22 protein-coding genes and 1 riboswitch are annotated in these 21,077 nt (G+C 41.4%); of the genes, 5 read left to right on the top strand and 17 right to left on the bottom strand.

Going from position 1 to position 21,077, the window contains the following annotated elements:
• Positions 1-147 precede the first annotated feature (147 nt).
• The 3 genes from ACRYKC_RS06030 to ACRYKC_RS06020 all read right to left on the bottom strand — a co-directional run bounded on the left by ACRYKC_RS06030 (position 148) and on the right by ACRYKC_RS06020 (position 4,469).
• Positions 148-1,236, bottom strand: a complete 1,089-nt coding sequence (locus ACRYKC_RS06030) for a hypothetical protein (protein WP_433805836.1) — start codon at positions 1,234-1,236, stop codon at positions 148-150.
• A 25-nt stretch (positions 1,237-1,261) separates the two neighbouring features.
• Positions 1,262-1,972: a hypothetical protein gene (locus ACRYKC_RS06025; RefSeq protein WP_433805835.1), complete on the bottom strand. Its 711-nt coding sequence runs from the start codon at positions 1,970-1,972 to the stop codon at positions 1,262-1,264.
• Positions 1,973-2,285: 313 nt separating this feature from the next.
• Positions 2,286-4,469 (bottom strand): ATP-dependent helicase, encoded by a 2,184-nt coding sequence (locus tag ACRYKC_RS06020; RefSeq protein ID WP_433805834.1) that lies wholly within the window; start codon positions 4,467-4,469, stop codon positions 2,286-2,288.
• Between the two features lie 261 nt (positions 4,470-4,730).
• On the opposite strand from ACRYKC_RS06020, the gene ACRYKC_RS06015 reads away from it, so the two are divergent.
• Both ACRYKC_RS06015 and ACRYKC_RS06010 read left to right on the top strand, forming a co-directional pair.
• The gene (locus ACRYKC_RS06015) at positions 4,731-4,904 is read left to right on the top strand and encodes a hypothetical protein (protein ID WP_433805833.1); all 174 of its coding nucleotides are present in this window, start codon (positions 4,731-4,733) and stop codon (positions 4,902-4,904) included.
• Positions 4,905-5,041: 137 nt separating this feature from the next.
• The gene (locus ACRYKC_RS06010) at positions 5,042-6,208 is read left to right on the top strand and encodes a DUF4317 domain-containing protein (RefSeq protein ID WP_433805832.1); all 1,167 of its coding nucleotides are present in this window, start codon (positions 5,042-5,044) and stop codon (positions 6,206-6,208) included.
• Between the two features lie 55 nt (positions 6,209-6,263).
• Here ACRYKC_RS06010 and ACRYKC_RS06005 read toward each other — a convergent pair whose 3' ends face one another.
• From ACRYKC_RS06005 to ACRYKC_RS05945, 13 genes are read right to left on the bottom strand one after another with little or no spacing between them, the layout of a single operon-like run.
• Positions 6,264-6,986 carry a hypothetical protein gene (locus ACRYKC_RS06005; protein ID WP_433805831.1) on the bottom strand — a complete coding sequence of 241 codons (723 nt, stop codon included), beginning with the start codon at positions 6,984-6,986 and terminating at the stop codon, positions 6,264-6,266.
• On the bottom strand, positions 6,983-7,462 hold the full coding sequence (locus ACRYKC_RS06000; RefSeq protein ID WP_433805830.1) for an ECF transporter S component: 480 nt from the start codon (positions 7,460-7,462) through the stop codon (positions 6,983-6,985). The genes ACRYKC_RS06005 and ACRYKC_RS06000 overlap by 4 nt, the downstream gene beginning before the upstream one ends.
• The gene (locus ACRYKC_RS05995; RefSeq protein ID WP_433805829.1) at positions 7,459-8,049 is read right to left on the bottom strand and encodes a cob(I)yrinic acid a,c-diamide adenosyltransferase; all 591 of its coding nucleotides are present in this window, start codon (positions 8,047-8,049) and stop codon (positions 7,459-7,461) included. The genes ACRYKC_RS06000 and ACRYKC_RS05995 overlap by 4 nt, the downstream gene beginning before the upstream one ends.
• Before the next feature lie 15 nt (positions 8,050-8,064).
• Entirely contained in the window at positions 8,065-8,463 is a 399-nt protein-coding gene (locus ACRYKC_RS05990) for a bifunctional adenosylcobinamide kinase/adenosylcobinamide-phosphate guanylyltransferase (RefSeq protein WP_433805828.1), read from the bottom strand.
• A complete protein-coding gene (locus tag ACRYKC_RS05985) occupies positions 8,415-9,035 on the bottom strand; it encodes a histidine phosphatase family protein (protein WP_433805827.1) in 621 nt (206 codons plus the stop codon). Before ACRYKC_RS05985 ends, ACRYKC_RS05990 begins: the two co-directional genes overlap by 49 nt.
• Positions 8,993-9,787: an adenosylcobinamide-GDP ribazoletransferase gene (locus ACRYKC_RS05980; protein ID WP_433805826.1), complete on the bottom strand. Its 795-nt coding sequence runs from the start codon at positions 9,785-9,787 to the stop codon at positions 8,993-8,995. The genes ACRYKC_RS05985 and ACRYKC_RS05980 overlap by 43 nt, the downstream gene beginning before the upstream one ends.
• Entirely contained in the window at positions 9,784-11,250 is a 1,467-nt protein-coding gene (locus ACRYKC_RS05975; RefSeq protein ID WP_433805825.1) for a cobyric acid synthase, read from the bottom strand. Before ACRYKC_RS05975 ends, ACRYKC_RS05980 begins: the two co-directional genes overlap by 4 nt.
• Positions 11,247-11,783, bottom strand: a complete 537-nt coding sequence (locus tag ACRYKC_RS05970; RefSeq protein ID WP_433805824.1) for a bifunctional adenosylcobinamide kinase/adenosylcobinamide-phosphate guanylyltransferase — start codon at positions 11,781-11,783, stop codon at positions 11,247-11,249. Before ACRYKC_RS05970 ends, ACRYKC_RS05975 begins: the two co-directional genes overlap by 4 nt.
• Entirely contained in the window at positions 11,771-12,856 is a 1,086-nt protein-coding gene (gene cobD / locus ACRYKC_RS05965) for a threonine-phosphate decarboxylase CobD (RefSeq protein ID WP_433805823.1), read from the bottom strand. Before cobD ends, ACRYKC_RS05970 begins: the two co-directional genes overlap by 13 nt.
• A complete protein-coding gene (gene cbiB, locus ACRYKC_RS05960) occupies positions 12,822-13,790 on the bottom strand; it encodes an adenosylcobinamide-phosphate synthase CbiB (RefSeq protein WP_433806177.1) in 969 nt (322 codons plus the stop codon). The genes cobD and cbiB overlap by 35 nt, the downstream gene beginning before the upstream one ends.
• Before the next feature lie 2 nt (positions 13,791-13,792).
• Entirely contained in the window at positions 13,793-15,259 is a 1,467-nt protein-coding gene (locus ACRYKC_RS05955; RefSeq protein ID WP_433805822.1) for an adenosylcobinamide amidohydrolase, read from the bottom strand.
• Positions 15,256-16,326, bottom strand: a complete 1,071-nt coding sequence (locus ACRYKC_RS05950) for a FecCD family ABC transporter permease (RefSeq protein ID WP_433805821.1) — start codon at positions 16,324-16,326, stop codon at positions 15,256-15,258. The genes ACRYKC_RS05955 and ACRYKC_RS05950 overlap by 4 nt, the downstream gene beginning before the upstream one ends.
• Entirely contained in the window at positions 16,283-17,281 is a 999-nt protein-coding gene (locus tag ACRYKC_RS05945; protein WP_433805820.1) for an ABC transporter substrate-binding protein, read from the bottom strand. The genes ACRYKC_RS05950 and ACRYKC_RS05945 overlap by 44 nt, the downstream gene beginning before the upstream one ends.
• Positions 17,282-17,416: 135 nt before the next feature.
• Positions 17,417-17,606: riboswitch (cobalamin riboswitch) on the bottom strand.
• 376 nt (positions 17,607-17,982) lie between these two features.
• Here ACRYKC_RS05945 and ACRYKC_RS05940 point away from each other — a divergent pair.
• Positions 17,983-18,159 carry a hypothetical protein gene (locus ACRYKC_RS05940; RefSeq protein WP_433805819.1) on the top strand — a complete coding sequence of 59 codons (177 nt, stop codon included), beginning with the start codon at positions 17,983-17,985 and terminating at the stop codon, positions 18,157-18,159.
• A gap of 97 nt (positions 18,160-18,256) precedes the next feature.
• Positions 18,257-19,147, top strand: coding sequence for a fructose bisphosphate aldolase (locus ACRYKC_RS05935; protein WP_433805818.1), 891 nt, complete (start codon positions 18,257-18,259; stop codon positions 19,145-19,147).
• Positions 19,148-19,218: 71 nt separating this feature from the next.
• Here the strand turns inward: ACRYKC_RS05935 and ACRYKC_RS05930 are convergent, their stop codons facing one another.
• Positions 19,219-19,815 (bottom strand): TetR/AcrR family transcriptional regulator, encoded by a 597-nt coding sequence (locus tag ACRYKC_RS05930; RefSeq protein WP_433805817.1) that lies wholly within the window; start codon positions 19,813-19,815, stop codon positions 19,219-19,221.
• A gap of 155 nt (positions 19,816-19,970) precedes the next feature.
• On the opposite strand from ACRYKC_RS05930, the gene ACRYKC_RS05925 reads away from it, so the two are divergent.
• A complete protein-coding gene (locus ACRYKC_RS05925) occupies positions 19,971-20,975 on the top strand; it encodes an NADPH:quinone oxidoreductase family protein (protein ID WP_433805816.1) in 1,005 nt (334 codons plus the stop codon).
• The last annotated feature ends 102 nt before the right edge of the window (positions 20,976-21,077 follow it).

The following is a 21,077-nucleotide window of genomic DNA, read 5'->3' as shown; positions in this document are numbered from 1 at the left end:
AACAAGGTACCCCATATGTCCTCATACCCATTTTGAATGGAGCAATCATATAAGTACTTAACACTATTAGACTTATGACATGTACTAAATTAACACAAGATTCCAAAGCTGATCTGAGACAAATGTCCATAGGATGAAATGGTCCACTCACTGATTATTATATTCCTTAACAGCATCTTCTAAGAAACTTTTAAACTTCACAAAAGTTTCGTTAAATTTATCTATTTGATCCGATTGAGAATGATGTTCGGTATAAAGTAGTTCAACTACTAGTTTAAATAAACTCGCGTTCTTCTCTCCTCTAACTAAGCTTACATCTGTACCAAGTCTTTCCGTAGCCTTATTTAAGTAATTTTCATTGATGTATTTCATCACTTCAATGGCTTCTTGGTCAAATGACTCCACAAACATAGAAGCAGTCCTATTTTTCTTTTTGTAAGCAAACACAAACCGCCATGGCAGATCTATAAATTTATGGCCTTTAAAATAACTCCGTACCCCACCGTATTTCGCTGTATAATCCGTGTTGGTATTGATGAAATCAGAAACAGCCTGTAAAAATTCTCTTACATCCTTTTCAGCCATCCTCTGGCGTTCTTTCTTTACCTCTTTTTTGTTTATATAATAATCTTCTAATTTAAAAGGAGGAATAATCTGATTTGTATCTACTAGTATATGACCTTCCCCTAACTTATAAGGTTTTAGTGTAATACATTTCACATCAATGCCGTTTTCATATAACCATGTACATACAGAAAGAATGCGTTTATCAATCTCTTTTCCGACAATAATGATTCGCTGGTTGGTATTTAAAATTGTATGAAGTTCTTCTTCGTCCTCTAGTTCAAGGAACTCAACCAAGCTTTCTTTTGCATCTACCCCCAGACCAAATGACGTAATGTAATCAGAATAAATGTCTACTAGATCTGATGGACTTAAACGCGCACAGTAAGAAGCATACTTAAGCGCTTGAAAATCCACATAACCTCCAGTTGTATCACGTTTTAATTCAATGATGGATACATTACCTTCTTTATCAATACCAAGCAAATCAATACGTTCGCTAATCTCAAACTTGTCATATTCACAGCCAATTAATAACAGCTCTTCTCCTAACACTTCAGGATTTTTACGTATCCATTCCTGAATATGCTCTCTTTCCTTTAAGTCATTTTCAAAAAAAGTGGTTTCTAATACTTTCTCTAATCGATTGCTTTCGGAGTTTAACTTATACATGGTCGGATTCCTTTCTAAATATCCTCTATAATTCATTGGCATCAGGAAAAATAGTAACTAATCGATTAAACAAAAAAGATTCTGGTTTAATGTCTAATTCTTTATACACCTCCTGATAGTGATTTAGCCACTCTTCCTCAGGAGTAGGCTTAAGAGTCTGATCATCTACAAAGTTAACGAGAACCAGCCACGTCGGAATCTCCAGTTTATAATTTAAAAGATATAAATAAGCCAATCGATTCGCCAGCTGATAGTATCTATGCAACCAAGGATCGATTGGCGTTTGTGACCCGCTCACCGTTTTAACCTTTATAATTGTGCTCTTAATCATCTCTAAACTTTTTTCATTTGTTGCTTTCACTTTTGAAACCATTTCATTCGTGTGGGCTTTTGCTTCTACAAGTAAGAGACCTTTTTGACCATTGTCATTCTTAACAAGAGCAATTCCATCCCACTTCGGGCCATTTTTCGGCCAAAATATTTTTAATAACTCTTTAGCTAGATTCCACTTATAATTTACGTCTAGGAAATCATCCTGATATTCATAGTATTTATTTTCTTTAAGAGGGGATTTCCAGATAATCTGTTTGTTTTCATTTATGAATGACAATAACGACGGGGATGCTTTTAAGATTTGTTTATTAAGGCTATCAGGCTGATGATTAACGTATTCTTCAATCAGTCTCTGACTACCTTTTTTTTCGGAACTCCCATAAGATCCTATATTACCAGCCATAATATCCACTCCTTTTAATGGAATGTTTCACAAAATATCCTTATTTCTTAGATTCTCTAAAGTTAAATAATATCCTTTACTTAATAAAAAAAAGAGAAACAGTCTCGAGCGACTATTTCCTCTATTTCACACAATAGATTTCCCGACAAGAATATTCCACTTTCTCCCCCACTATACAGGAACAAGTGACGGATTTCATAAAAAATTTAGTCTATGCTTATCATAAGCATAGACTAATTGTGAAAGGACGACTCTCTTAAGAAGAAAAATGTGAATGTTGTTGCACCTCTCATTGAAAACAAAAATACACGTCTCAATACTTTTGAAGCAAACCATTACTCATGCATACATCCACAAGCAATTCCTTATAACCTGCTTCATCAAATTGAATCCCTATTTGATCCCCGCCGTATTCCTTAATAACACCAGGACCAAACTTCCGGTGGTCAATTTTTCTCCCCAGCTCAATTTCATCAAGCTGCAGCAAGTTGTCATCTGATAAGTCAGCTCGAATACTTTTCTTTGTGTAGGATTTTTCACTTGCTGGCTGAATGATTTTTTTCACATTCGACACAAACATCGATTCCGTTACGCGTTCGTTACCTTTGTAGTTGTACGTTAAAAGCTCCAGATTCTTTTTTGCTCTGGTCATTCCTACATAAAATAACCGCACAGCTTCCTCTATGGGACCATACTCTTTATTTCTGTAGAGGTCCATATCGTCCTTAGACGGAACGACGCCGTTGATAAGGTCAATCATAAACACTTTATCGTATTCAAGACCTTTAGCGCTGTGGAAGGTGGTCAGAGTTAGCGGACTTTTATTCTTGTTGAACTTCGACGTTTGAATCAGTTTTTCAAGCTCTTTCAAGCGATCTGCGAAACCTTTCAACGTGCCAAGGCCTTGAGCAATCTTTTCTAGCGTATCCAAAACGCCGAAAAGCTGCTCGGCGTTGAATCCGAATTTTTCGCACATCTTAGTTATGGCACGGTCATAACCAAGCTTCTCACGTATCGTTCGTATCGCCTTCGCCGGTTCCATTTGGTTGATCTCTTTAAACAGCTTTTCTGCTTTAGGCAAGGACTTTTGCTGGTACGATGGAATATCACTATCGAGCAGCGCTTCAAAAACCGAGGTTCTATTGTTTTTCTTTTTCAAAAGTGCGATTTGCTGCTTAGAGATGTACGCATTGAACTTCGTGTGGATTCTCTCAAGGATGTCCACGCGACTATTATTATAGGAAAGGCGCATGAAGTTCAGCATATCTTCGACGATCCAGTGTTTAAAGAACTTCGCATCAATGTCCTTCATATAAAATTCGATCCCCGCTTTATCAAGCTTGTCAGCAAGCGGTACCGCTGAAGCATTGTTTCGGTATAGGACGGCGACTTCCTCCGCTCCCCCGCTCTTTCTTATTTCTTCGGTCACATACTCCAGCTGATCCTCATAGCTTCGCATCGATTTAATTTCAATCGGTTGACCTGTTGGATTGTCTGTGAACATTTCCTTTGGATAGCGGTTTCGGTTTCGTTTAATAAATTGATTCGATGCTTTCACAATATCCTGTGATGATCGGTAGTTCTGTGACATCGTCATCACCGTTGCATCGCGGTGCGTCTTTTCAAACTGCAATAACTTTGTCACATCAGACCCTCGCCACATAAAAATGGACTGATCATCATCCGCTACGACACAAAGGTTGTTTTGCGGTTGAGCCAGCAGCTCGACAATCTCATGCTGGACGACAGAATTGTCCTGGCTTTCATCGGTCAAAATGTATTCAAACTGCTGTTGATACTTTGAAAGGATATCGCGGTCGTCCAACAAAATTTGATGACAATAGGTGAGCATATCGTCAAAGTCTAATAAAAGAATGTTTGAATGCTTTTTCTTGAACCGTTCATACGCTCGAAAGATCTCCACAGCGTTTTTAACATTACACCGAACCCGTTCAAGCTCCTTTCCCTGGAGCATCCGGTTTTTCACAAAACTAATATAAGTTATCAGTTCATCCATATCGTCATCCGATATCTGCGCTCCGTTAATATCCTCATAGAGCTTTTTCAAAATGAATTTTTTATGGAGAGGGATGTGAGTACCGCCCCATCCTTTTTTTAACTCTTCATCACTTATATTCCCTTCGATCAGCTGAAAATCTTGCCTGGTCTTTCTCAGCCACTCGCGAACGACTTTGAAAGCGAAGCTGTGAATCGTTGAGAAATGGACTTGATCATTCGTCAGGTTAGAAAAGAAGCGGTCAAAACGATCTGACATATCACGCGCGGAAGCTTTACTAAACGTAATCGCCATAATCTGCTCCGCTTTTACCTTTTTCTCTAATAAAAGGTAGCCGATTTTCATGTTAAGTGTTGTTGTCTTGCCTGAACCTGGCGAAGCGAGCAAAAGCAGCGGTCCTTCTGTATGCATAACTGCCTGTTTCTGCACGTCATTCAACCGAACGTCTGTGTGTTTTTCTATCAATTCAAAGAAATCCATAGCGGTATTCCTTCCTTTTATCTTTTTATAGCAAAGAAAAATAGATGGAAGAAGGGGCCCCTTAGCTAAGGACTCCATATTCCATCTACTTTTTTACTGTTTAGGGTTATCCCCACCTCTTCTTATTATAATTGGAGTTCCAATTTGGTTCCACCCTATTTTAGTAAACTAAGCAAACGTTGTTTTATTATGAATTTCGACCTCTAGTATAAAATTCAACCTCTTTCTCATACTAAACAAAACAAAAGAGGAGGGATTCTGATGGCAAAGAAAACGAAGAAAAATGACCCTGAGCAAAAGCACAAAAAAGGGTTTGATATTAAGGCAGCAGAAACTGAATTCTCTGATGAGTTTGGTAGTGCAGCCGCAAACAAAGCACATAAAGAAGATGCAAAACGAGCAAGAAAATCTAAAAATCCTCAGCAAAATAATTAAGAAAATTCGCGACTTCTTCATTATGGAGAAGTCGTCTTTCTTTTTTGTATCAATATCTAAACGTCCAATTCATTCGTCATTCCTATGGTAAAATGAGAGAATCATAGAACGAAGATCAATTTAGGAGTGAACGACCAATGGACAAAAAAGATATAGCGGGTATTCGCAGACAATTTAAACTCGATAATGATTTATTAAAGATCTCTGATATTTTCAACGTCTATATCATGAAAGAGACGACAGATATCTATCACCACCAGAGCCAAACGTTTGAAATGCTCGACCGGGACCAGCAGGAATTATTTATGAACAATTTCAAAAAAGTGCTGACCGGCCAGCTTGATGAAAAGTTGTTCGAATTGAAATTTCAACGCGAGGCTGAAGATCACAGCCAACTTATCTTACATAAAGGATTATTAAGCAGCGAAGTCGAGGATTGGAAAGCTGAAATGCTGAAAATGACTGAGAAAATAATCTCGGACAATCCCTATGAAAAGGATGTTGTCATCAGCTTCATTCGTGCTGAATACTTGAAGCCGACGAAACGCCGAAATGACGAAGCAGAAGAAAGTGAACGGGATGCCGTGTACTCCAATCCCTTCATTTTGTGCAGCATTAACAAAACAGAGGAACCTAAGAAAGAAATTCAATTTGACTATGTCGAAAAGGAATTCAAATACAAAATTGAAGTGGACCCTGTCATTGACCTTAAAAATCCGATGTCCGGCTTTCTTTTTCCATGCATTACCGAAGGCACTTCTGATATAAATCATGTCCTTTATTCTGCTGGTAAAGCCAACGAACCAGATTATCGCTTTATAGAAGATGTGTTAAACGGCGAAGAGGTTATGACGGCAAAAGAAGACAAAGCAGTATTCGAAGAAGTCATTAAAGATGTGGTCGGTGATCAAATGAACCCCTCCACCCTTGCGAATGTCTATGGAGAAATCAACCGTGTGGTGGAAGAAAATGAAGATGATGAACCGCCTAAACTTGATTATAAAGATGTGGAGCGTGTGTTAACCCAAAGCGGTGAACAAGTCGATTCAGAAAAAGTCAAAACAGCTTTTCAACGAGTAACTCAAGAAGACGCCTACGAACTAAAAGCAAGCAGCATCGTACCTAAATACAAATCAAAATCGATCAAAATCAACACCAAAGTCGCCAACATTTCGATTAGCCCTCAGGACTTGCAATATGTGAAACAAGTAAATAACAAGGGGAAACGTTATATTATGATTGAGGTGGAAGAGGATGCAGAAATTGACGGGTTCAAGATGCTTCCTGAGGTTTTTGGTGAATGATATTAATAGAACTGTAGGCGGAGGATAAGGACCACAACAAGGTCCTTGTCCTTCTTTAGTATTTTGCAATGGTTAAATGATGAAAAACATCTCCCGCCAATGCTCGAATGTTTACTTCCTCACCAGGATTGTAAGTAATAACAAAGCAGGTGGCAGGCCCCCCTGATTTATAGAGATCTAAAGAACACTTCACTTGTACATCTTCAGAAAAATCATTAGCTTGGAGCAAAGCTTTTACTTCCTTCTCAATCCCTTTCGAGCCCACCGGCAATACTTCATAGATATCTTTGTTTTTCACCAGCTCTTCGAATAACGCCAACGGTGCCATACGCTCCCTATGCCTGATTACTTCTTCACCTACAAGAGGTTCTCCAATCACCGCAAACCTTGCGTTCGCTGGGGTTTGGCAGTCTATTTTATTTCTTTTTTCAACTTTCCCAATGATGGATAACCCAAAAGCCGAATGTGGCAAAGGGAAATTTGATTCTGTACTTCCTGTAATCGGGACTTCAAATCCCATTGCGTTCATTTTCTTCTTTATGGTTTGAGTAAATTCCCGCCATACGGATTCATCCGTAAAGTTATATAAGACCACTGCTATGGGATGAGCACCAATCGATCGATTCTCCATAAACGCTACTCGGAATAATGACTCGGCTACTAAGCTGTAGGGAGCCTGAATTTGGTCTTTTTCCTTTTCTCCGATATTGGCTGCATTATCTGAACTAATGACAAGTTCATAGGTATCATCAATGATAACGTAGCTAAGATCCCTCATGGTTTCACTACCTCCTGATTATCACTGGACAATAAGCTGATTTTAGGAATAACGAGTATAAATAGAATAAGATTGATAAGCGAACCCATCAGAAGCGCCGGCACTAACGTATAGTAAAAAGCTGCACTCATCAAGAAGTAAAAAGGAAGAGGCAGCAGTAAGCTGTTTCCACCCCAGAAGAAAACAAGTCCCAGCCACTTCTGAACCGAGTAAAGATAAGAGAAACTAGCATAGAGAAGCGCCATTTCCAGGGCAATAAAGAGATGGAATGGCCCCAGAGGGAAACCGCCGGTTAAGGCAGACAAAAGATGTCCAAGTCCACCCACTACGGCTCCGCCGAAGGGCCCTAAGATTATCGATGCAGCTAAGGCAGGAGCAGCATCCAAGGCGATACTTCCTACACCTACGGGAATCTTAATCAGGCCGCCAACAGCCGCTAGAGAAACAAACAGAGCTATAAGCACAAAACGCTTCATTTTTTGTCCTTCTTCTTTGGCTTCCCTCGGAAAACTTCTTCACTTCGTATGTACTCCACGTCAGGATTACCACTGACATAGTTGATATAGCGGCTCACAGCGAAGAAATAATCGGATAGTCGATTCAAATACCTTAAGCACACTTCAGGGGCTTCTTCTACTTTCTTTAGAGAAACAACGAGCCGCTCCGCTCTTCTTGTAACGGTTCGTGCAATGTGAATGGTTGCTGCTGCATTGGATCCTCCCGGAAGGATGAATCGCTTCAATTCAGGCGTTCCTTCAATATAAGCATCCATTCGTTCTTCCAGCCAGAGGATACTATCCTCCTCCAATTTAAGTTCCCTGTTTGATTTTTTATTGGCTAAATCCCCTCCGCAGTCAAAAAGCTCATGTTGGATTCGCTCCAGTTCTTGATCTACTTGCTTCAATTTTTCGTTAGATAGATTTAACTCTGTCCTAGCTTTACCTACAAAACTATTCGCTTCATCAACAGTCCCGTACGCTTCTACTCGCACATCATCTTTGTCCACGCGACCGCCTATTACACTCGTCTGTCCCTTATCTCCCGTTTTTGTATAAAGTCTCATCTTAAATTCCTCCTATTATTTTAATTTCTCGACTAATCCAAACCAAATGAGATAAGCACGATCTGCTTTCTTCATCATTTTTTGATAGAGAAACCCCGTTCGATCACGCCACTCCCGGTCTGACCGTTCAAGAGGGACAATCCCTTTGGTTATATCGGTTCCAATTAAGACAACAGTACGGCTGCCATTTCCTTTTTCCCAATAAATTATTTTTTCAAGTTTTTCTTCAACATTTGTAATCTCATTTTCTCTCACTAGGTATTCCAGATTTTCCAAAACTAGCGTATTCGTTTCTGGAAGGACAATTTCTTCGCTAGACACATCTATCCATGTTACCCCACGTTCGTTTATGAGAAGTGTCTGCCTTACCCATTCGGCTTTGCCGTTATAAGCTCCCCCTGTAACAAAGTCCACGATTGATCCCTCCTTTGTTTAAGCTGAAGATGATAACCCTCACCAGGTGCGGCGCTCCAGTTCCAAGTCGATGTTAAGTCTCCATAGAGCCAATGCATAAGTTCTCGTAGTACCCCACCATGAGTGATGACAGCTGCGCTTTTCAATTCTCGATGTTCATCCAATTCAGAGAAAAAACTCAAAAGCCATTGTTCAATCCTTGCCTGGAACACTTGATAAAGCTCTCCCCCCGGAGGAGACGTTAAGGAAGGTGCTGCTACCCACTTCCGGTATAAGGGATTGGCTTTTAAATCTTCGTAGCTACGCCTTTCCCAATCTCCAAAGTGGATCTCACGAAGCAGCTGCGTTTTCTTTACTCTCTTCTCTGGAAAAAGACGTGCAGCGGTGTCTATACACCGGACTAGATCGCTAGTCCATATCATATCAACACTAGGGATGCGAGGACGGATGATGTGTAAAGCTTTTACCCCATCCTGGTGGAGCGGGAGATCACTCCAGCCAATATACTGTTTTCTAATATTTCCTTCTGTTATCCCGTGACGAATAATGTAGAGATCCACCACACGATCCATAAAAAGGTTTCGCCTCCTTCTACTGTTGCCCCGAGCACATCCCCTGTCATCCCTCCAAATGATCGGAGAGCTGTTGAGCGACTCATAGTGTAGATACCGGCTGCGGCAAGAAATAAAAAGGTCAGCTTATATAAAAAGTCGAGGTCAATTAGTAAAGCCGCAGCTCCTAATACGATAAAGCTGGCTAAACTTGCTATTAGCACACCTTTTGAAAAAGCTGAGGCAAACCAATAACAGAGTCCTTCTTGTTTTGCTAAGGGTGTCCAGGAAAAATGGAAGACAAGGAGCAGCCGGGAGAGAAACGGGATGACCAGCACCCCGAACGCAAACGTTGAAAAAGAAACAGTCAGCGTCTCATAAATAAAAATAAAACGGAGGAAAAGAAGGACGATGACAGAAAGAACACCAAACGCACCTGTTCGAGGGTCTTCCATAATGGCAAGCCGTTTTTCTTTTGGTTGATAGGAAAAATATGCATCGCTCGTATCCATCCATCCGTCTATATGAATACCCCCGCTTCCAAGAATACTTGTTACTATAGCGATTCCAGCTGCACCAGCCATGGACATTGGCGTATAGTTAAGGAAGAGCCAAGTAAAAATAAGGGGTAGCAACCCTGTTATCATACCCACCCATGGCAAGCTGAAGATCGCTCCTCTTAGATGCTTTTTCCTCATAGGAATTTCACGATTGATTGGAAAAACTGAGAAGAATTGAATAGCTAGAATGAATCCCTGTATGTATGGTTTCATTCCGCCCGCACTCCATTGTTAATAAGATTAAGTAGTGCATCTGTGTCTACTTCGCTTTCCAACCATTCAGCCAGCTGATCATACGGATCCTTTCTTAATAAAGCAGCACCAGGTTTTGAGAGACCTCTTCTCAATCTTAATCGGTTCAGCCATTCTGTTCGGAAGTCTTTATTGTGAAAGACGTGATGCAGGTGAGTTCCAATGATTCTCCCCCCATCAAACACAGCTCCTTCTTCTCCATTTTCAAGTAAGAATAAAGGAATAAGCTTTTTTTCCTCTCTCATTTCACCAAGGTGAATTTCATAGCCTTCTACTACACTAGACTGAAATCCACTCCTTGAATAAACAACTCCTTTCGTTCGCTGAGTCGTTTTTACTTCATGAAAAAGAGTGGTAACAGGAAAGACCCCCATACCTCTGATCACTTTATCTCCTTCAATTAATTGATTGGTAAGTACCTGATACCCACCGCAAACCCCTGCAACTGTTCCACCCTTATGAATATAATCAAGCAAGCCATCTTCAATGCCACGATTCCGTATCTCCTCTAAATCCTCAATCGTACTTCTCGTCCCCGGCAGAATCACAGCATCCGGGGTACCTAATTCTTCTTTTCGATAAACATAACGGATGCTCACGTCTTCTTCCTGATAAAACGGATCGACATCTGTAAAGTTTGATAGATAAGGAAATACAATAACAGCGATGTCCAATGCATTGTCTACTGAAGACACTTTATCTTCTCTAATAGCCAATGAATCCTCTGCTTCGATTTCATGAGCCGTGTAGGGTAAAACACCTAGCACGGGAATTCCTGTGTAGTCCTCCAGCCAATCAACCCCATCGGTAAACAACTCCGGGTCTCCACGAAATTTATTAATAAGGATTCCTTTTACTCTCTTTCGATGGGCTTCTGGTAAGAGTTTAAGGGTCCCAACTACGGATGCAAATACACCGCCTCGGTCGATATCCGCAACGAGAAGGACGGGCACATCCGCCATGTCTGCAACCGCCATATTCACAAGCTCTCTGTCGTTTAAATTCACTTCCACAGGGCTCCCTGCTCCTTCGATGATTGTATAGTCAAAGCGTGTTTCTAATAGGGCGAGGCTTTCTATGATCGCCTTTTTTCCTGTCTCATAAAAATGAGTTCGGTAGCCTGCTCCAGAGAGCGATTCTATTGATTTTCCCAGGCAAATGATTTCTGAAGTCCGATCATTTTTAGGTTTTAATAATATGGGATTCATTTCAGGCAGAGCGATCGCTTTACACGCTTCCGCCTGTACCCCTTGCGCCCTGCCGATTTCTGTTCCTGCTTCTGTAACATACGAGTTGTTAGACATATTCTGGGATTTAAAAGGAGCGACATGATACCCTTGATTCCTCAACCAGCGGCAGATGGCAGTCACCACCAAACTTTTCCCAACGTTCGATGCCGTTCCCTGGATCATGAGTCCTTTCATAGAATTCTTCCTTTCTTTACTTGCGTACAGCCAAACTCCATTTTTACGACACGATCGGCCTTTTTCACAAGTTTTTGATGAATCGTCCCAATCAATCGTAAATAGTCCTTTATCGCTGGTCCATATTCTATAGCATCTGAAAACAAATCATTTGAGACTAAGATAAGGTTTGCGGCGCATTGCATCATTCCCTCGACCTCTGCCACCATTCGGTTAATAAGTTCATCAATCGTTTCTTTTTCTACTCTCTCCATCCATTCATTGGTGGCCCAAGTTGTCACACAATCAAGCAGAACCGTAGCATCTAGTGGAAGGTTGATAGTGGATGGTCGAGTAGGATTCTCAAAGACTATCCATTGTTTTGGAGCTGCCTTTCGTGCTATTTGATGCTTCAATATCCGTTCATTCATTTCTCCATCTGTATTGACGCTCGTCGCTATGTAATAGATAGGGTTCTTATGTGATTGGATAGCCAGCTTTTCCGCAAGTGTACTTTTTCCACTGCGTACTCCACCGATGATCAAGGTGAGCATAAAGAACTCCACCTTTGAAGCACGGATAAGAGCCGGTCATTCTCTTCTTTCCGTTTAATCGCTATCCGCACAAACCTTCCTTCTAGATTTAAAAAATTGTAGGTATGCCTTACGATTACACCTTGCCTTAGCAAAAATTCGATCATCACCCTTGTATCAGCATGATAGGGATCCTTCATTAAAAAGTAATTCGTATGTGTCATCATTGGCTGATACCCCAGCTCTTTAAGTTTAGTAAATAGGGAACGCTTCTCATTAGAGATCGCTTGTGCAGTCTGTTGTTGGAAAAGAGACTTACCTAAGCAATATAGTCCTGCCTCTTCTGCAAAAGCATTGACACTCCAGGTCGGTTGGTACATTTTCATCCGCTTAATTAAAGAAGGCTCACCCACCGCATACCCGAGACGCAGTCCAGGAATTGCGAACATTTTTGTTAGGGAACGAAGGAGAATCACATTTGAATTCTCAATAACGTGTGGAGAATAAAATGGAACGTCGGCCACGAAATCGTAAAACGCCTCATCAATTACAACCACTACTTCTTTTTCTTTACATTGATCGATGAGATCCTGTAAGATATGCGGTTTGTATATGGCACCTGTCGGGTTATTCGGATGACAAAGAAAAAGGACATCAATGACATCGAGAAAAGGTTCATAATTTGACGGGGCTAAATTAAACTGATCCTGTTCCTCTAACGCAATTGGATAAACCTTGCATCCATAGGCTTCACACGCCTTTTGATACTCAGAAAATGTAGGCTGGACAATACCCACACGCTTCCCCTGCCAAAGTTGGGCTAATAGGTAAATGATTTCGGATGCGCCGTTTCCGACTAATACATGGTCCTGATTTATTTCGTGTTGTTTAGCTAGTCTCTGATGCAAACGTTCAATGTCTGGATCAGGGTAGCTGTGAGTCTTTTCGAGGCTTTTTTCTAAATGTGACCTCAATCCATCCGGCGAACCAAATGGATTGGTATTCACACTGAAATCAACCACAGACGATGGTTGCTCTGCATTCATTTCTTTATAAAGCTTAATCGGATTCGCTCCATGTGAAGGCCAGTTCAATTCCCATTCCTCCTAAACAAAGTAATAAAATCCATATCCAGACCGTTTTAGATAACAGGTAATTTACCTTTTCAATATCGTACGCCATCGGTGCTCGCACAGCGTTTCCAATCGTCGGGCGTTCTGATCTTTCACCAAAATAGTAATTGATCCCACCTAACTGCACACCAAGTACTAGAGCCGCAGCTGCTTCTCCCCATCCGCTATTTGGGCTTGGGTGTCGGCGGGCATGTATGGGGAGTTCCCGAAGCAGCTTTTGTTTTTCTTTTAATGAAATAGTGGAAGAGATAATCATCACAAACGCCGTTAACCTGCTTGGAATTAAATTGAAGAGGTCATCTAATTTTGCAGAGATGAATCCAAATTCCTTAAAGCGTGCATTTTTGTAACCTACCATGGAATCGCATGTGTTTACGGCTCGGTAAGCCATAGCAAGAGGGGCTCCTCCAATCAGCGCATAAAAAAGCGGGGCGGTTACACCATCGCTAATGTTCTCCGCTACTGTTTCCACCGTACCACGAGCTATCCCAGCCTCTTCTAAATGATCAGTATCGCGCCCAACGATGTAAGATAGATGGTTTCTCGCGCGCGGAAAGTCTCCCTCCTTTAATGGCCGATAAACATCCATGGAAGCTTGACGAAGTCCTTTTTCTGCGATGGTCGTCCAAATCAGTACAGCTTCCAATCCAATCGCTACATAGTGATTCCAAGCGGCTAACAGCTCAACTAGTCCAAAACTGAAGAAAAAACTGAAACCAATGACGAGTATCCCCATTAATCCCCCTTTGATTTTTCTACCTCTGCCTTGATTCCAAAATTTCTCAAAAAAAGATATCAGCTTGCCCATCCCTATGACTGGATGAGGCATTCCTTTTGGATCCCCGAATAACCGATCTAGTCCGTACGCTAGCGTAATAGCGATCAGATGAGACACCATCAGTTCTCACCTCTTCGTTTTAAATAGCGTTCAATTGCCAACTTTGTTGTTTCAAATACCGCTTTACCTAACTTCCTCCCTAAAGGAGAAATGGGACCTCCATATTCTAATCTCTCTCCTTCCTGAGTGCTTGCAATTAATATACTATCCGTGGATGTTCCGGTCGCAAGCGTCCGAGTGACAGGATCGCGGATTTCAAGCTCCATCATGGCTCTTACCTTAGCTTCTGTCGCAGTCATCACCGATTGCACATAAGCTTGCTCTGACAAATCACCATCTATAAAAACCCATGTGTTAATTGTTCCTGGTACGGTCTCTGTTATATGATCACCTGCATGCACAACGTCCACGGCATTGCTAGTACCTGCTGTAACAACTACAAGCAAGCAAAAACCGCCTCCCTTTATGTATTGATAACAGACGTCTTCGACCATTGCTGCCGTCATCATCCCTACCGTTTCGCAGGTCTGAAACCCTTCTTCATCCGCATAATTTTTCACATACATAACAGGATCTTCATAATTAAACGAATGGTCGACATGGAGGTTAATAAAATTACGATACCATCCGAAGCCTGGGTGCAATACCGCCGATGAATAACATTTCAAGGGGCGTGGACTTTTGTAATGAATTCGATCGGAGCAAATATCAAGATAACTCGGGTGTACACTTGCTTTTTCTAACCTTTCTGTAAAACTTGGAACGACATTCGTCAGTGGTTTCGAGAAATAAGGATGGGCATGCACGTTTATGCTCGACTGGTAAACTTCAGATAACTGCGTCTCTTCTAATACTTTTTCCGGAGTATGTAACGCTCTGACGCGCCCCTCCTCTAAAAGTAGCAGTCGATCACAATAGAGGCTAGCTAGATTCAAATCATGAAAGATGGCAATGACAGTCAGACCTTCTTGAATCGACCTATCCTTTAGCGCATCTAACATAGTCTTTTGGTAACTGAAATCCAAATGATTGGTCGGCTCATCAAGCAACAGAATCTGAGGCTGTTGGGCCATTGCCTGTGCGAGGAATACTCTCTGTCGCTCCCCACCGCTCAAGGAAAGCAGCGATTTATTACGAAACCTCTTAATTCCTGTTTGTTCCATCACCTCATCTACAATCTTGTAGTCCTCGTCTGTCCACTGCTTAAGAAGCCCCTTTTGATATGGATAACGTCCCATTAATACCGTCTGCTCAACAGGAAAGGAAAAAGAGAGTGTGTGATGCTGAGGAAGAACCGCCATTTCCTTCGCTCTTTGTTTTGGAGTTAAATCTGCCGCCGGATGCCCTTCAATCCTGATTTCTCCTTTTACATTAGATAGTGTTTGATTTAGAGCTTTCAAGAGAGTCGTCTTCCCACTTCCGTTCGGGCCAAGAATTCCAAACATCTCTCCTTTTTGAACAGTAAATGAAACATCTTTTAATACATCCGTCTCATACCCGGCGTATAGATGATTGACCTCAATCATGCCGATTGTCCTCCTCTCCGTCTTCTCACTAAAATCAGGGCAAACATAGGGGCACCAATTAAGGCTGTCACAACTCCGATCGGCAGCTCTGAAGGAGAAACAACTGTACGAGCAAACAGATCGGCTAAAATCAAAAAGGCACTGCCATTTAGCACACAGAGCGGGATTAAATGGCGGTGGTCACTGCCGAAAAGCTTTCTACAAATATGCGGAACAACAAGTCCAACAAATCCAATCGTCCCAGAAACAGCAACTGAGACACCTGTCAAAATCGATGCCGCAATTAAAACGATATACTTTTGACGGTCTACATGGACGCCTAACTGCTTTGCGCGCTCTTCTCCAAATGTCATCGCATTCAATTCCTGACCCGAAACCAGCAAGAGAACTATACCCACTATGAAAAAAGGGAGCATCAAATAAACATAATTCCAGCCACGCATTCCTACACTGCCTAACAACCAGTTCACAATTTGCCTAAGCTCTTCTCCTGTCAACGCAATCATTAACGAAATCAGTGACCCTAAGAAGGAACTGAAGATAATTCCTGTTAAGATAACCGTCATCATCGACATGGAACGGTCGACCAATCTAGTAAATCCAACGACAAGAAAAATCGTTGTAATAGCTGCTATGATACTAACAACTGGTAAGGTAAATCCCCCTGCAAAGGGTAAAGTGATTCCTAAAAAAAGCACAGCAACTGCTCCGACAGAAGCACCTGAAGAAACTCCTAACGTATAAGGATCGGCCAGCGGATTCTTCAAAAGGCCTTGAAATGCGGCTCCCGCTATGGCCAACGCCCCTCCGACAAGCGCAGCCAGAATCACTCTAGGCAGGCGAATTTTCAGGATAATCGCCTTCTGCATGTCATCGACACCTTCTGCCATATGTAAAAAAGGAAGCAATTGCTCGCCTATAATACGAGCAATGACCTCAAATGAAATAGATACGCTTCCTATAGATGTTCCTAAAAAAATACAAAACACCAAAAATAACGAACTAGAAGTATATTGAAAAGGTCTATTCACTGAAAACTTCTGGATATATTGCTTTACCAAGTTCATTTACTCCTTCAACTAAGCGAGGTCCAGGACGTGTAACGAGATCCGAATGGACATCATAGACCTGTTCCTGTTCAATCGCAGGCACAGAATCCCAACCTTCACGAGAAAGCACTTTTTCTTTCGGATTTTCTGTATAATAGCCATACGTAGTTATGATAACTTCTGGCTGTAATTCGACAATCGCCTCGTTATTCATTTTGAACCAGCCCTCCTGGTCACCGACCACGTTTTTCGCGTTGATGACTTGAAGCATTTCGTTTAAAAATGTTTCCTTTCCTCCACTATAGATTTCGGGAGCAGGTGATACTTCGATAAAAACCTCTTTCTTATCTTCTTCAGTTATTCCACTGGTTTTCTCTTTGATCGCTTCTAAATCTTCTTTCATGCCAGTTACAATTTCTTCTGCTTTCTCAGAAGCTCCCGTAACCTTTCCAATCGTTTGAATGCTCTCATACACCGCTTCAAAAGACGTAGCCTCCTGTACAACAAACACCTTTATACCAGCATCACGAATCTGCTTTAAAGCTTGTTCAGAATTGTGCGCTCCTGATGCATGAGAAAGGACTAAATCAGGCTCTAAGGAAAGAATCTTCTCTACATTTAGATCCTGACCGCCGATCTTCTCTTTTTGAGTGGCTTCCTCAGGATAATTTGCATAATCACTTACGCCGACAACTTCTTCAGAAAGGCCAAGTGTAAAAAGGATCTCCCCATTACTCGGAATCGTGCTAATGATCTTCTCAGGTTCTTTTTCAAAAGTCACCTCTTGCCCCAACGCATCGGTCACAGTTAGCGGATAAGACGAATTTGTTTCTTCTCCGCTATTCGCTTGTTCTGGCTGGTCTTGTGAATCTTCACTTGTCGATCCGGCTTCCTTATCCCCCCCAAGAGCACAGCCAGCTAATAAGCCGATAACAAGAAATAAAGATAATAATTTCTTCCAAAAATGGTTCATTCTTAAATCCTCCTTTTGTTATTTGAACACACAAAAAAACACATCTTTTGATAAAAAGATGTGTACCGTCATGAGACCACTATGTATAGAAAGGACTCCTGATCTTCCGACACACCTCCCTATCCGCGTAGGTTATATTGGTGTAAAAAGCAGGTAGGTCTCCTGACTTCAGATCATTGCTTCCTTGCTCCTTCCCATGCGTACTAAGCACAGTGGACCGGCAAAGTTACTCCCTTTCACAGTGGCGGGACCGTGTTGGATTTGCACCAACTTCCCTTTTAAGCCATTGAAATAATTCAATCGCGCCTACTTTTCCAATATGTAATTACTTTTCATTGTAAACGAAAGTGAATGAATTTGCTCACTTTTTCTGAAAATTTGTCGGGAAATTTTACTTAGATTGAAGAAATTATTAATCAGTTAAGCCACCTTATCCAGAAGCTCAGTTTCGATACTTTAATGTTAATGATGGTGGATGGAAGATCACCTCGCTTTCCATGGACATGTGCTGACCCTCCTCACACTAAGTCTTCCAGGATCTCGCCTAGCATGTTCATCCCACAGGAGTGAATCCGTTTTCCTCCCTACTACGATATAAAGTCACTCGATCTCTTGACTCACAGAGTAATGAAGATATTGGTAATAGCAGACCATAAATCGCGCACACTAAAAGAGATCAATAAATAGAAGGAGGAACGATCGTGGATAAAAGTGACTCTCTTGCTTACACAACAATTGCTATGAACGAACTTGGCTACAGCCGCCGGGAGATTGAAAGCATTACGAATAAAATGCTCGAAATCATTGAAAAGCTCCCTGAACAAGAAGCAGAAAATAAAGCGGATGAAATATTATACGATTCCTCTGAACCATCTTAACCTATGGATATTTCTTTCCAGGAAACACGATTCGTGTTACAAATAGTGGGTGAATGGGAAGAGTATAGTGGACCATAAAAAAGGAGGAGTGTAACAGATGAATCAAGCACAATTTGATAAGGTCAAAAGTGGAAATGGATTTATCGCAGCCCTGGACCAGAGTGGCGGTAGCACGCCTAAAGCATTAGCTGCTTATGGAGTTCCAGAGGATTCCTATTCTGGTGAAGACGAAATGTTCGATCTTGTCCACCAGATGCGTACAAGAATCATTACGTCCCCGTCTTTCAATTCCGATCAGATTCTCGGTGCCATTCTATTTGAGCAAACGATGGATCGAGAAATTGAAGGGCAATATACAGCAGACTATCTTGCCGATAAAGGGGTTGTCCCTTTTCTGAAAGTGGATAAAGGGCTCGCTGAACAAGAAAATGGCGTACAGCTTATGAAACCAATTCATGATCTAGATGAAACTCTTAGACGTGCCAATGAACGAAACATTTTCGGTACTAAAATGCGCTCAGTCGTCCACGAGCCGAACGAACAAGGCATCAAAGATGTGGTTGATCAGCAATTTGATATCGGAAAGCGCATTATTGAAGCTGGATTAGTTCCGATCATTGAACCAGAAGTCGATATTCATAGTGAAAACAAGGAAAAATGTGAGGAGATTCTTAAACAGGAAATCCTCAAACATTTGAATAACCTTTCCGATGATCAAAATGTGATGCTGAAACTCACGATCCCTACGAAGCCGAATCAGTATAAAGAACTGATCGATCACCCTCGTGTAGTTCGTGTTGTTGCTCTTTCCGGAGGCTATTCTCGCGAAGAAGCTAATGAAAAGCTTAAAGAGAACGACGGTTTGATTGCAAGTTTCTCCCGCGCACTAGCCGGAGATCTAAACGCTAATCAGTCGGACGAAGAGTTTAACGCAACGCTGAAGAATGCGGTAGACTCCATTCACGATGCATCTGTGAATAAAAAATGATTCACCCTGAATGAAGAAAGGGGGCCGTTTAAGAACGGCCCCCTTTAAAAAGCAAGAAGTTAACTTCCTATCTAAGACGCTTGATAATTTAACAAACGGAGAGCTGCCTTATGACACATCATCTTGTAGTCATGATGCAGGTCATCCTCTCCCCTCATCAACCACTGGATTAGACTGCCATCAATCATACTTCGAATGCTTTTAGCTGATTGATCAACATCCTCAACATCAAATACTCCCTCTTCAATACCCCTGGTAATAATTTCTCTTCCAATTTCCCAGCAATTTTTGTAAAACTGTAAATTAATTTCTCGATAACGCTCCACATTCTTGGCTTGAGAAAGAAAGTCTAAATAAACACGGTAAAAGGTTTTATTTTCCTTTGGACCAATGAATACTTGCTCCATATAAGCTTCCAATTTCTCCACAGCTGTATCCTTTTTTGTAATGGAAGCCGCTTCCTTTTCGTAAATTTTCGTGGTTGTCCATTCTAGAAGGTTCGCGAACACATCTACTTTATTTTTAAAATAATAGTTAGTGACACCTTTACTGACTTCGGCATAGTCAGCTATATCTTGCAAGGTCACAGCATTATATCCTTTTTCTGAGACAGCCGCAAAGGCTGCCTTTAATATTTGTTCCCGTCTTTGCTCCGCTTTTTTGACCATTAGATACCCTCCACATCCATATCTAGGCTTATTATACATAATCGTTACCCATGTGTGAAATTATTATTCTGACTGGACAAAATAAAAATATTGACCAGTCAGAATAAAAATATTATGATGCAAGAGAAGATAGATAGGAAAGGAGACAATATCAAATGGCAGAAAAATTTAAAGCTCTTATGGTCAACAAGGCAGAGGAAAAGTTTTCAGTCCAAATTGAGGATTTATCTTTCAATGATTTGCCAGAGGGTGATGTTACGATTCAAGTTCATTATTCCAGCGTAAATTACAAAGATGGACTTGCAAGTTCACCAAATGGAAAGATCGTCCAATCCTATCCTTTTGTGCCAGGCATTGACCTTGCCGGAACCGTTATTTTTTCTGACGATTCACGCTATCAACAAGGCGATAAAGTGATTGTGACAAGCTATGAATTAGGAGTCTCTCATTTTGGCGGCTTCAGTGAATATGCCCGTGTCCCAGGGAATTGGGTCGTTCCTTTACCGGAAGGATTGACCTTAAAAGAGGCTATGGCTTTTGGTACAGCCGGATTTACTGCAGCACTATCTGTTCATAAACTTGAGCAGAGCGGGGTAAAACCAGAAGATGGAACGGTGCTAGTTTCTGGTGCCACAGGCGGTGTGGGCAGCATGGCTGTTTCTATGCTCTCGAAAAACGGTTACCACGTTACAGCTAGTACTGGAAAAGAATCAGAGCATAATTATTTGAGAGATTTAGGAGCTAAAGAAATCATCTCAAGGGAAGAATTATCTCCTGAAAAAGTACGTCCCCTTAGCAAACAGCGTTGGGCCGGTGCGGTCGACCCTGTTGGAGGAAAAACTCTAGCAACGATTTTAAGTCAAACTCAGTATGGAGGATCTGTTGCTGTCAGCGGACTAACTGCTGGCGGAAATGTTCCAACTACTGTATTTCCTTTTATACTAAGAAGTGTAAACCTATTAGGAATTGACTCTGTTTACTGCCCTATGGATGTAAGAAGAACATTATGGGAACGACTAGCGGATGATCTGAAACCTGATACGATCGGCGATATCATGAATGAAATATCTCTAGAAGAATTGCCAGAGGTCCTATCATCTATCTTAGATGGTAAAGTCCGAGGCAGAACGATTGTAAAGCTTACTGAAGAAGCTTCGTGAAAAAATATAATTAATGAACAACCCCCCGAATAATAACGCTTCTTAGAGTAGGCGTTTTATTCGGGGGATATTCCCTTAATGGTGGAAAAGATTACTCATTAA

Source organism: Halobacillus sp. A1-3, from assembly GCF_050971765.1.
Classification (GTDB): Bacteria; Bacillota; Bacilli; order Bacillales; family Halobacillaceae; genus Halobacillus; species Halobacillus mangrovi_B.
The sequence above is the reverse complement of the archived record's forward strand: the minus strand, read 5'-3'. Positions and strand labels throughout refer to the sequence as shown.